We start from the raw sequence: 10,316 nt of genomic DNA, 5'->3' as shown, positions 1-10,316 counted from the left end.
ACTCACAGGCGCCGCGTTCATTCAGGAAGCACGCGTTATCGTTGACGTTTTTCGCGAGCAAGCTCGCTCCTACAGGACGCGATGTACGCTTAACTGACTGGCATCAGGGCAAGCCCCCTTCCACATTTGGATTGGGGGTCAATTCAAGACTTCACTCAGAGGGATGAAATTGACTCGATCGCCGATGTCCAGCGTCGTCCCTTCCAACACCTCCACAAACCCCTCCGCCCACGCCGCGCTGCGCAGCACGCCGGAGCTCTGGTTGCGGTAGATGATCGCCTTGCCCTGTTCGATGCGCCCGCGCAGATACTCGCGGCGGTTGCCCGGCTTGGGCCAGGTGAACCCCACCGGCACGTCGAAACGCAGCGGCTCCACGTCTGCCACACCCTGGCGGCGCAGCAAGTAGGGGCGCGCCAACAGCGCAAAGGTCACCAGGGTCGAGGCCGGGTTGCCCGGCAGGCCGATCACCGGCACGCCACGGAAATGACCAAAGGTCAGGGGTTTGCCCGGCTTGATCGCCAGCTTCCATAACGCCAGCTCACCCTCCTCGCGCAGGGCGATACCGAGGAAATCCGCCTCGCCCACCGACACACCGCCCGTGGACAAAATCAGATCAACCGCGCTCAAGCCTGCCAGTCGGGAACGGGTCTGCTCCAGGTCATCCGGCAGGATGCCTGCGTCGATGACTTCGCACCCCATGCGCTCAAGCCAGGAACACAACACGCGGCGATTGCTGTTGTAGATCTGGCCCGGACCGAGGGGCAAACCGGGCTCGATCAGCTCATCGCCGGTGGACAACACCGCGACACGCGGGCGGCGGATCACGTCCAGCCGATCACGGCCAAGGGAAGCCGCCAGGCCCAGTTCGATCGGGCCCAGGCGTGTACCGGCCGCGAGCACCAACTCACCGACGGTGGTTTCCTGGCCTTGGGGGCGGATGTTCTGGTTGAGCTGCAACGGTTCGCTGAAGCTCACGCGCTCATCGGCGTGGACCACGGCGTTTTCCTGCATTTCCACGCAGTCCGCGCCTTCCGGTACCGGCGCCCCGGTGAAGATGCGTGCGCAGGTACCGGCGGCCAGCGGCTGCGGTGCCTGGCCGGCAAAGATGCGCTGGCTGACGGGCAAGGGTTCACCGGTCCAATCCGCCAGGCGCACGGCGTAACCGTCCATGGCGCTGTTGGGCCAGGGCGGCAGGTCGAGGGTGGAGACCAGATCCTGGGCCAATACACGGCCGTCGCACTCGGCCAGGGGCAGCACGTGCTGATCGCGGATCGGCGCGGCTTCGGCCATCGCCAGCAGCTGATGCAGGGCTTGTTCTACCGGCATCAGGGCGCCGGTCTTGCCGGGCTTACCCACGGGATTCACAGGGTTCGGCCAGCTTCAGGTGCGGCACGAAGTTACACGGCCGATGACGGTTATCCAGTTGCTCGGCGAGGATGCCATCCCAACCGGTGCGCACCGCATTGGTGGAGCCCGGCAGGCAGCACACCAGGGTGCCGTTGGCCAGGCCGGCCAGTGCACGGGATTGCACGGTGGAGGTGCCGATGTCGGCCACGGAAATCTGGCGGAACAGTTCGCCAAAGCCGTCGACTTGTTTGTCGAGCAGGCAGCCGACCGCTTCGGGGGTGCTGTCGCGGCCGGTGAAGCCGGTGCCGCCGGTGATCAACACCACTTGCACCACATCTTCAGCGATCCAGTGGGCGACCTGGGCGCGGATCTTGTAGAGGTCGTCCTTGAGCAGCACGCGCTCGGCCAGGTGGTGGCCGGCGGCGGTGAGGCGGTCGACGAAGACCTGGCCCGAGGTGTCGGTGTCCAGGGTGCGGGTGTCGCTGACGGTCAATACCGCGATATTCAGGGGTACGAAGGGTGCATCGGCCTTGGCTTTCATGGCACGGTCCGGTTGTCGAAGGAACGGCCCGATGTTATATCACAGGCCCCTGTTCAGCTGCCTGCGCGGAACCCACATGCCACTCGATTCAATCCCCCTGCCCTGTTCGATCCTGCTGCTGGCCGGTGGCCGCGGCCAGCGCATGGGCGGCCAGGACAAAGGCCTCCTGGACTGGCACGGCCTGCCCTTGATCGCGCACGTGCAGCGCCTGGTACGGCCACTGACCGATGACCTGATCATCTCGTGCAACCGCAACCAGGCGCAGTACGCCGCCTATGCCGACCAGTTGGTAAGCGACGACAGCCCGGATTTTCCCGGGCCATTGGCCGGTATCCGCGCAGGACTGGCCGCCGCGCGCCATGGGCACTTGCTGATCCTGCCGTGCGATGTGCCCCATATCGACGCTCGACTCCTCGCCGACCTGCGTGAAACCGCACAACGCCATCCCTTGTTGCCGGTGATGGTGCGCCACGGTGAATTCTGGGAACCCTTGATCTGCATCATCCCCATCGACCTGCGAACCGAGGTAGAACAGGCCTGGCATGCCGGTGAACGCAGCCCGCGAAAGATCCTCCTGCAATTGGGCGGCGTCGGCGTGGAATGCCCAACCGATGACCCGCGCCTGGCCAACCTGAATACACCAGAGCTGTTGCGCCCAAGGTCTGACGTGTCAGAATGAACCTTCGCACAAGGAACTTTGGCGACGTCTCACACGTCACAAGGTCAGCAATCAAAAAGTATTCTCTTGGAGACAACACCCATGACTCAACGGACCATCGCCGCTCTCATGCTTGCACTGGGCCTGGCTACCCTCGCCGGTTGCGCCTCGCCGACAGTGATCACCCTGAATGACGGTCGCGAAATCCAGGCCGTCGACACCCCGAAATACAACGAAGATTCGGGTTTCTACGAATTCGAACAGCTTGATGGCAAGCGTACCCGCATCAACAAAGATCAGGTTCGCACCGTTAAAGACCTGTAAGCCTCAGCGCTTGCACACAAGGCCCGCCTCGCGCGGGCCTTGTCGTTTCCGGGGGTTACCAGTCGAGGGTGATCTGGCTGCAGAAATGGCGTTCCTCACCGGTGACGGGGTCGATAAACCGCACGCCCTGGGCCAGCAGCTTGAGGGGATTGGCGTAATCGTCCACGGCATCCTTGATCACGTCCGGGTAGAACGGATCGTTGCAGATGCTCGCCCCCAGCGCGGTCATGTGCACGCGCAGCTGGTGCTTCTTGCCGGTCACGGGAAACAGGCCGTAGCGCCATAAGTCGCCGTTCTTTTCCCGCACCTCCACGGCTGTTTCGGTGTTGCTGGCGCCAGGGCCTTCCTGCATGCGGAAGAACGGTTCGCCATCCACCAGGCGGCTTTTGTGTAGCAACGGGAATGTCAGTCCCGGTAAGGCCGGGGCAATGGCTTCGTAGAATTTATCGATCCGGCGCGTGGGAAACAGCTGCTGATAGGCCGAGCGGCTGGCCGGGTTGGCCGAGAACAACACCAGCCCGGCGGTGTGTCGATCGATGCGGTGCAGGGGCACCAGCGCCGGGTTGTCCAGGCGGCGAATCAGGCGGCGCAGCAGGGTTTGCTCGACGTACTCGCCGGCCGGGGTCACGGGCAGGAAGTGCGGTTTGTCCGCCACCACCAGGTGCTCGTCGGCGTAGAGGATGGTTTCCTGCACCGGGATGACTTTTTCGTTGGGGACTTCACGGAAGTAATAGATGCACAGGCCTTCCCTGTAGGCCAGGTCCAGGGGGATCGGGCTGCCAGTGACATCCAGCACCCGCCCGCGGGCGATGCGGTCCAGCCAGTGTTCGCGACTGATCGCCGCAAAGTGCTCGCACAGGCACTCCAGCACCGTCGCCCAGGGGCCAGGTGGCAGGTACAGGGTGCTGGCCTGGTGCTGGGACGCGGAAAAAGCGGATGTGGACATGCTCGAAGCCTTGAAAAAACAGGCGGGCATTATCCCGCATCAAGCGGGATGAAACCTAGGGCGGATCTCAGGCCTTGGCCAATTCCGCGCGCAGGATCGGCGAAGCACTCGCCGCCTCGGTGAACTCCTTGAGCCAGCGCAGCACGTCCACCGCTTCCCAGCGGCCGGGATCGTACAGCGCGTACAACAGGCCCTGGTAACCCACCACATCGAGCTGCTTGTGATAACCGGCGCGCTGGAACAACGCCTCGATCTCGGCAAAGCAGGTATTGAAATGCACTTTGTTAAACGGCGTCTTGCCTTCCGTGACCAGGCCGTCGAGGCGCAGCTCGTTCACCGCGTCGCGCACGACATCGGCAGACATGCGATTGACGCTGCTTTTCAGTTGTTCAACATTCACCACGGGCGTTCCCTCTATTCAATCGCTGTACAAACATACAGTAACGTAATATTCGGAAACCCGCCATCGCATAAACGTCAGCGCAGGAAGGCAACAACCTGATCCGCATCGAAGGGCCAATCCAGTTCAGCCCCCGTGTCCACCCGCCGAAGCACCGGAATCCTTAGGCCGTAGGCGTCGGTCAGGTCGTCGGGGTCGGTGATATCAACCAACTCGACCAGCAACCCGCGTTCGACGAGCGGCATGATTTCGGCTTCGGCAATCTCACAAAGATGGCAACCCAGGGTGCCGAACAACTGGCATTCAGGAAGCATGGCGAATGGCCCTGATCAGTAAGTAGACGAGCATTCTAAGCCTGACAAAAACCTGTGGCGAGCGGGCTAGCCACAGGTACAGCGCTCGCTCTCCGGAAATCCGCCGAGCACAATAAACCCTGACCCAGATCACCATGACCTATAACTGATTCAGCGATTCTCGCGGCTTTTTGCCCGCTCACCCTACAACGGAGATGCTTGTGTTCGCCAACCTGCTGATCATTCTGGCCTCATCCCTGGTGGTGATTGCGCTGTTTCGCCGGCTGCAACTGCCACCCGTGCTGGGCTACCTGTGCGTGGGCCTGGCCGTAGGGCCGACGGCCCTGGACTGGGTGAATGACAGCGAAGAACTGCCCGACCTCGCCGAACTGGGCGTGGTGTTCCTGCTGTTTTCCCTGGGCCTGGAGTTTTCCCTGACCAGGATGCTCGCCCTGCGCCGCGTGGTGTTTGGCCTCGGCAGCTTGCAGGTGCTGGGGTGCAGCGTGCTGCTGGGGGGCCTGTTGATGGCCTTTGGCGTGGCGCCGGGCATCGCCTTGTTGCTGGGTGCGGGCTTGGCGCTCTCGTCCACGGCGATCGTCAGCAAGGAACTGACCAGCCTCGGCGAAATCTTCAGCAGCCATGGCCAGAATGCGATCGGCGTATTGCTGTTCCAGGATGTGGTGGCGGTGTTGCTGCTGACGCTGGTGCCGGTGTTCGCCGGCAGCAGCGAGCAGGCCTGGTACTGGGCGTTGCCGCTGACGCTGGGCAAAACCGTGGTGTTGTTCGTGGGCCTGTTGCTCGCCAGCCGCTGGTTACTGCCGCGCTTGTTTCATGAGGTCGCCGCTTCCCATTCGGCAGAGCTGTTTGTGCTGCTGGCGCTGGTGATCGTCTTGCTGACCGCCTGGCTCACCCACTTGCTGGGCCTCTCCCCCGCCCTCGGCGCCTTCCTGGCCGGCATGCTGCTGGGCGAAAGCCATTACCGCCATCAGATCGAAGCGGATATCCGGCCCTTTCGCGACATCCTGCTGGGGCTGTTTTTCGTCAGCATCGGCATGCTGATCGACTTGCAGTTGTTCGTCAGCCACAGCCTGTTGATCCTCGGCATGACCCTCGCGCTGATGCTGATCAAGGGCGGTGTGGTGGCCGCGCTGGTCAAGCTGCGCGGCAGCGACAGTGAAACCGCCTGGCGCAGCGGCCTGGCCCTGGCCCAGGGCGGTGAGTTCTGTTTCGCCCTGATGGCGCAGATGCAACAGAGCCGGCTGATACCCGATGAGTTCAACGGCCTGCTGCTCGCCGCCACGTTCTGTTCGATGCTGTTGACCCCACTGCTGCTGCGCGCCGCACCGGCGATTGCCCTGCGCCTGCACCGCAAGCCCAACCAACAGGTACAACTTGAAGAAATTGCCGCCCTCAATGCGCAATTACGCGGGCATGCGGTCATCTGTGGCTATGGCCGGGTCGGGCAATCCATCGGGCGCTTTCTGCGCAATGAGCAACAGGCGTTCATCGCCCTGGATGACGACCCGGAACGGGTCCAGGAAGCCGCCACCGAAGACAGCAGCGTGCATTACGGCGACTGTCGCCGTGGCGCCTTGCTCAGTGCCGTGGGCCTGGAACGGGCGCGCCTGGTGGTGATTGCCGTGGACAACAGTGAGGTGGCCCTGGCGGTGCTCAAGGAAGCCCGCCATATCAACCCCGAGGTGCCGATCCTGGTGCGCACCCGCGATGACAGCCAACTGGCTGAATTGAAAGCTGCGGGCGCCAGCGAAGTGGTGCCCGAGCTGCTGGAGTCGAGCCTGATGCTCGCCTCCCACGCATTGATCCTGTTGGGCCTGCCGGACCAACAGGTGCAGGCGCGGGTCGATGAAGTCCGGCATAACCGCTATCGCCTGCTGCACGGTTTCTACACGCACCCGAGCACCGACGAAGAGGCGCCGATCAATCCTGACTGACCGCACCGATCTTGTGGATCGACAGGTCCGCGCCGTAATACTCCTCTTCCTGGCTCAGGCGCAGCCCGTGTACGCGCTTGATCACGCCGTACACCAGCAGGCCGCCGCCGAGGGCGACGGCCACGCCGAGCCCCGTACCGATCAATTGACTGATCAGGCTCACACCGCCCAATCCACCCAGCGCGGTCTGGCCAAAGATGCCGCAGGCAATCCCGCCCCATACACCGCACAGGCCATGCAGTGGCCACACCCCCAGCACGTCGTCGATCTTCCAGCGGTCCTGGGCCGCGATAAAGCACCACACAAACAGTCCGCCAGCGACGACGCCGGTGACCAGCGCGCCCACCGGATGCATCAGGTCGGAACCCGCGCAGATCGCCACCAGCCCGGCCAACGGACCGTTATGCAGGAAGCCGGGGTCGTTGCGACCGATCACCAGGGCGGCGACAGTGCCACCGACCATGGCCATCAGCGAGTTCACCGCCACCAGGCCGCTGACGCCGTCCAGGGTCTGCGCGCTCATCACGTTAAAGCCGAACCAGCCGACAATCAGGATCCACGAGCCCAACGCCAGGAAAGGAATGCTCGACGGCGCAAACGCCACCAGGCGCCCTTCGCGGTAGCGCCCATTGCGCGGGCCCAGCAGCAGCACCGCCGCCAGCGCCAGCCAGCCGCCCATCGCATGCACCACCACAGAGCCGGCAAAGTCGTGGAAGCTGGCGCCGAACGTCTTGAGCAACCAGGCCTGCAAACCGAAATTGCCGTTCCACACCATGCCTTCGAAAAACGGATAGATAAACGCCACGATCAACGCGGTGGCGCACAACTGCGGAGCGAACTTTGCACGCTCCGCAATACCGCCGGAGATGATCGCCGGGATCGCTGCCGCAAACGTCAGCAGGAAGAAGAACTTCACCAGGCCATAACCATGATCGGCGCTGATCACGGCCGCCGGTTGCATGAAGCTCACGCCGTAGGAGATCCAATAGCCTATAAAGAAATAGGCCAGGGTGGAGATGGCGAAGTCGCTGAGGATCTTCGACAGGGCGTTGACCTGGTTTTTCTGGCGCACCGTCCCGACTTCCAGAAACGCGAAGCCGGCGTGCATGGCCAGGACCATGACCGCACCGATCAGGATAAACAGGGTATTGGAGCTGTGGACCAGGGTGTCCACCGCACTTTGCAGATTTTCCATGGAGGTTGGCAGGCCTGCGTTAAAGGCAAAAAGCACCAAAGCGGTTCAAGCCAGGGGTTGCGCGCACTAAATTGGCACCACCGGCACCGCCCCTCTTCAGAGGGCGTGAACCGCTTTAGCGCAGCGTTCAACACAACAGGCCGTTGCCGACAGGGTTTTTCCGCGAGTTTCAGTTATTTAGGGTAAGGTTTTTCGAGACTTGAGCCCCGACCGCCCGGATTCAGCGCAAGCCCCAGGGCGTGCGCACCAAGGCAAAGCAAAAGCTGTACCACACAATTGCACTGAACCTTCACCGATACCGGTGACTCGAAACCACACGTACCGATCAGCCAATCACGGAGATAACCATGGCCAGAAGAACTGCAAAGACTGCTCAAGAAATACTGATGGCGGATTTTCAAACCCTGGTCACTGACACCGAAAGGTTGCTGGACGACACCAAGGTGCTTGCGGGCGACCAGGCCGATGAGCTGCGCGCCAAGATTCATGACACGCTGTTGCAGGCCCGCGAAACCCTCAAGCAAACCGAAGATTCCCTGCGCGAACGCGGCCAGGCGGCGGTCACCGCGACCGAAGACTACGTGCAGGCCAACCCTTGGCAGTCGGTAGGCATTGCCGCCGGCGTGGGCTTTTTGATCGGCCTTCTGGCTACAAGGCGCTAAATCATGTCTATCGGCGAAAGCAGCTCGTCCACGGGCTCAACTTCACGACGCCTGGGCGCGGCCGTTCTTGGCTTGCTGCACAGCCACGTCGAACTGTTTGGCATCGAATTGCAGGAGCAAAAGGCCCGTACCGTCAGCCTGCTGCTGTTTGCCGGCCTGGCGCTGGTGTTTGCCCTGTTGTTGCTGGTGGGGTTGTCGACACTGGTGATGATCCTGGTATGGGACACCGGCTACCGCCTGACCGGGATCATCTGCCTCTGTGTGTTCTACAGCCTGGCCGCTGCCTTCTGCGGGGTGCGCTTGAAAGCGGCGGTGTTCGATGAATCCACGCCGTTCCACGCCACCCTCGAAGAGCTGGCCAATGATCGGGAGCGCCTGCTGCCATGAGCTCGAATGAAATCCAGCAAACCTCCCGCCGGGAAATGCGCAAGGCGTTGATCCGCTTGCGCATGGAAATGCACCGCCAGGAGATTCGCCACGAATCCCAGCAATTGATGGTGCCGTTGAACAAGGTGCGCAACATGGGCCAGAGCTTTCAGGGTGGCCTGGGCATCAAGCACGCGCCACTGTGGGGTGTGGCCGCGGTGACGCTGATGGGGTTCTTGACCGGCAAAGGCGCCAAGGGCGGCGGTATCAGCAGCGTGACGCGCCTGGTGCGCCTCGGTGCCGGCCTGATCCCACTGATCAAACTGGCCATGCAGGGCAATTCACGCAAAGGTTGAGCCTGCTGGCTGCATTCTTGCTAACAGAATGGCCCGGTCCTCGTTTTCGAGGGCCGGGCCTTTTTTCGCCAATGCTTTTAAGGAGGCCCCGTGATCGACGGGCAACCGCTCGCCTGCTTCCAGCCGTTTATCGATACCGCCACCGGGCGCATTGCCGGCGTCGAGGCCTTGGGGCGCCTACGCCAGGCTGATGGCCGCCTGCTGACCGTTGGTCCGCTGTTCGCCGACCCACGCACGCCAGGCGCGACCTTGCGCCGTCTCGACCGGCAGATTCGCGACAATGCCTTGAGCCGCCTGCATGAAGCCCCGGAAGACTGGTTCCTGAGCCTGAATATCTCGCCGCGCTGGATCAACCAATTGCGTCCGGGCCAGGCGCTGCCGAGCCTCAAACAGATCCACAGCCATGGCGTCGACCCGCAGCGCATCGTGTTCGAGATCACCGAACTGGGCGGCGATATCCAGCGCCTGGCCGAGGTGGTGGCGCGCTATCGCGAGGCCGGTGCGCGCATCGCCATCGATGATTTCGGTGCCGGCTATTCCCAGCTTGACCGGGTACTGGCGCTGCAGCCGGACATCCTCAAGCTGGACATGCGCCTGTTCCAGCAAGCCGCCAGGGGCGGACCGAGCAGTGACGTCGTGCGGGCGCTGGCGCAGATGGCGGAAAAGACCGGCTGCTGGATCATTGCCGAAGGCGTGGAAACCGAGGCGCAGCTGAGCTTCGCCCTGGAATGCGGTTCGCGCTACGTGCAGGGCTATCTGTTTGCCCAGGCGCAATTGGACTGGTTCGCCACCGACGCCTTCGTGCCGCGCTTTGACCAGCTGCGCGCGGCGTATGTCCAGCAGAAGCTGGCCGAACGCGGGCGCATCATGCAACTGCGCCGGCAATTGACCGAACTGATGAAGATCCTGCAATCCTGGGCACAGGCCCAAGCCCCGCTGGATCACTTGCCCCAACTGCCGGCCTTCCCCTGGCTGCTGCGCTTTTACCAGTGCGACCGGCATGGCACCCAGCTGACCCCCAACTTCGAATGGCGCCAGGACGCCTGGCAAGCCGACAGCCGCTACCTGGGCCACAACTGGTCATGGCGCCCGTACTTCTATCACCTGCTGGCCGAAGGTTGGGAAGAGCGTCGCCTGACGCTGTCCTCGACCTACCGCGACGCCACCACCAACCAGTACTGCCTCACCGCCGGACAATTCTTCGATAACGGTCAGCGCTTGCTGTTAATCGATATCGACGCGGCCGGGCTGTAGATTTTCGCTTGCCCCGCCAAGG

At 62.7% G+C, this 10,316-nt stretch carries 13 protein-coding genes; 7 read left to right on the top strand and 6 right to left on the bottom strand.

Annotated elements, in window-relative coordinates:
* Positions 1-138 precede the first annotated feature (138 nt).
* Both AC07OP_RS22770 and moaB read right to left on the bottom strand, forming a co-directional pair.
* Positions 139-1,365 carry a molybdopterin molybdotransferase MoeA gene (locus AC07OP_RS22770; RefSeq protein ID WP_495101287.1) on the bottom strand — a complete coding sequence of 409 codons (1,227 nt, stop codon included), beginning with the start codon at positions 1,363-1,365 and terminating at the stop codon, positions 139-141.
* Entirely contained in the window at positions 1,349-1,888 is a 540-nt protein-coding gene (gene moaB / locus AC07OP_RS22765) for a molybdenum cofactor biosynthesis protein B (RefSeq protein ID WP_027607019.1), read from the bottom strand. The genes AC07OP_RS22770 and moaB overlap by 17 nt, the downstream gene beginning before the upstream one ends.
* Before the next feature lie 76 nt (positions 1,889-1,964).
* Here moaB and mobA point away from each other — a divergent pair, with 76 nt between their 5' ends.
* Positions 1,965-2,567 (top strand): molybdenum cofactor guanylyltransferase MobA, encoded by a 603-nt coding sequence (gene mobA, locus AC07OP_RS22760; RefSeq protein WP_098480108.1) that lies wholly within the window; start codon positions 1,965-1,967, stop codon positions 2,565-2,567.
* 81 nt (positions 2,568-2,648) lie between these two features.
* Positions 2,649-2,870, top strand: coding sequence for a YgdI/YgdR family lipoprotein (locus AC07OP_RS22755; protein WP_010211805.1), 222 nt, complete (start codon positions 2,649-2,651; stop codon positions 2,868-2,870).
* A gap of 55 nt (positions 2,871-2,925) precedes the next feature.
* Here the strand turns inward: AC07OP_RS22755 and AC07OP_RS22750 are convergent, their stop codons facing one another.
* The 3 genes from AC07OP_RS22750 to AC07OP_RS22740 all read right to left on the bottom strand — a co-directional run bounded on the left by AC07OP_RS22750 (position 2,926) and on the right by AC07OP_RS22740 (position 4,530).
* Positions 2,926-3,816, bottom strand: coding sequence for a pseudouridine synthase (locus AC07OP_RS22750; protein ID WP_027607017.1), 891 nt, complete (start codon positions 3,814-3,816; stop codon positions 2,926-2,928).
* Between the two features lie 67 nt (positions 3,817-3,883).
* Entirely contained in the window at positions 3,884-4,219 is a 336-nt protein-coding gene (locus tag AC07OP_RS22745; RefSeq protein WP_010565034.1) for a hypothetical protein, read from the bottom strand.
* A 74-nt stretch (positions 4,220-4,293) separates the two neighbouring features.
* On the bottom strand, positions 4,294-4,530 hold the full coding sequence (locus tag AC07OP_RS22740; RefSeq protein WP_027607016.1) for a glutaredoxin family protein: 237 nt from the start codon (positions 4,528-4,530) through the stop codon (positions 4,294-4,296).
* 194 nt (positions 4,531-4,724) lie between these two features.
* Between AC07OP_RS22740 and AC07OP_RS22735 the strand changes: the two genes are divergently transcribed.
* Positions 4,725-6,461 carry a cation:proton antiporter gene (locus AC07OP_RS22735; RefSeq protein WP_495101286.1) on the top strand — a complete coding sequence of 579 codons (1,737 nt, stop codon included), beginning with the start codon at positions 4,725-4,727 and terminating at the stop codon, positions 6,459-6,461.
* On the opposite strand, the gene AC07OP_RS22730 is transcribed toward AC07OP_RS22735, so the two are convergent.
* On the bottom strand, positions 6,448-7,656 hold the full coding sequence (locus tag AC07OP_RS22730) for an ammonium transporter (RefSeq protein WP_065940001.1): 1,209 nt from the start codon (positions 7,654-7,656) through the stop codon (positions 6,448-6,450). The genes AC07OP_RS22735 and AC07OP_RS22730 overlap by 14 nt on opposite strands.
* Before the next feature lie 347 nt (positions 7,657-8,003).
* Here AC07OP_RS22730 and AC07OP_RS22725 point away from each other — a divergent pair, with 347 nt between their 5' ends.
* The 4 genes from AC07OP_RS22725 to AC07OP_RS22710 all read left to right on the top strand — a co-directional run bounded on the left by AC07OP_RS22725 (position 8,004) and on the right by AC07OP_RS22710 (position 10,294).
* The gene (locus AC07OP_RS22725) at positions 8,004-8,318 is read left to right on the top strand and encodes an ElaB/YgaM/YqjD family protein (RefSeq protein ID WP_012723021.1); all 315 of its coding nucleotides are present in this window, start codon (positions 8,004-8,006) and stop codon (positions 8,316-8,318) included.
* 3 nt (positions 8,319-8,321) lie between these two features.
* A complete protein-coding gene (locus AC07OP_RS22720; RefSeq protein ID WP_065939958.1) occupies positions 8,322-8,705 on the top strand; it encodes a phage holin family protein in 384 nt (127 codons plus the stop codon).
* The gene (locus AC07OP_RS22715; protein ID WP_141157130.1) at positions 8,702-9,040 is read left to right on the top strand and encodes a hypothetical protein; all 339 of its coding nucleotides are present in this window, start codon (positions 8,702-8,704) and stop codon (positions 9,038-9,040) included. Before AC07OP_RS22720 ends, AC07OP_RS22715 begins: the two co-directional genes overlap by 4 nt.
* A gap of 90 nt (positions 9,041-9,130) precedes the next feature.
* The gene (locus tag AC07OP_RS22710; RefSeq protein ID WP_495101285.1) at positions 9,131-10,294 is read left to right on the top strand and encodes an EAL domain-containing protein; all 1,164 of its coding nucleotides are present in this window, start codon (positions 9,131-9,133) and stop codon (positions 10,292-10,294) included.
* Positions 10,295-10,316 lie beyond the last annotated feature (22 nt).

It is taken from the genome of Pseudomonas sp. GW821-FHT09D08, assembly GCF_059416305.1.
Note: the sequence above shows the minus strand (reverse complement) of the source record. Positions and strands in the feature narration are given on the sequence as shown.

What these genes read in the sequence shown, in the direction of transcription:
- moaB (WP_027607019.1), bottom strand. Translation starts at nt 1,888, where the DNA reads ATGAAAGCCAAGGCCGATGCACCCTTCGTACCCCTGAATATCGCGGTA.
- mobA (WP_098480108.1), top strand. Translation starts at nt 1,965, where the DNA reads ATGCCACTCGATTCAATCCCCCTGCCCTGTTCGATCCTGCTGCTGGCC.
- AC07OP_RS22755 (WP_010211805.1), top strand. Translation starts at nt 2,649, where the DNA reads ATGACTCAACGGACCATCGCCGCTCTCATGCTTGCACTGGGCCTGGCT.
- AC07OP_RS22750 (WP_027607017.1), bottom strand. Translation starts at nt 3,816, where the DNA reads ATGTCCACATCCGCTTTTTCCGCGTCCCAGCACCAGGCCAGCACCCTG.
- AC07OP_RS22740 (WP_027607016.1), bottom strand. Translation starts at nt 4,530, where the DNA reads ATGCTTCCTGAATGCCAGTTGTTCGGCACCCTGGGTTGCCATCTTTGT.
- AC07OP_RS22735 (WP_495101286.1), top strand. Translation starts at nt 4,725, where the DNA reads ATGCTTGTGTTCGCCAACCTGCTGATCATTCTGGCCTCATCCCTGGTG.
- AC07OP_RS22730 (WP_065940001.1), bottom strand. Translation starts at nt 7,656, where the DNA reads ATGGAAAATCTGCAAAGTGCGGTGGACACCCTGGTCCACAGCTCCAAT.
- AC07OP_RS22725 (WP_012723021.1), top strand. Translation starts at nt 8,004, where the DNA reads ATGGCCAGAAGAACTGCAAAGACTGCTCAAGAAATACTGATGGCGGAT.
- AC07OP_RS22720 (WP_065939958.1), top strand. Translation starts at nt 8,322, where the DNA reads ATGTCTATCGGCGAAAGCAGCTCGTCCACGGGCTCAACTTCACGACGC.
- AC07OP_RS22715 (WP_141157130.1), top strand. Translation starts at nt 8,702, where the DNA reads ATGAGCTCGAATGAAATCCAGCAAACCTCCCGCCGGGAAATGCGCAAG.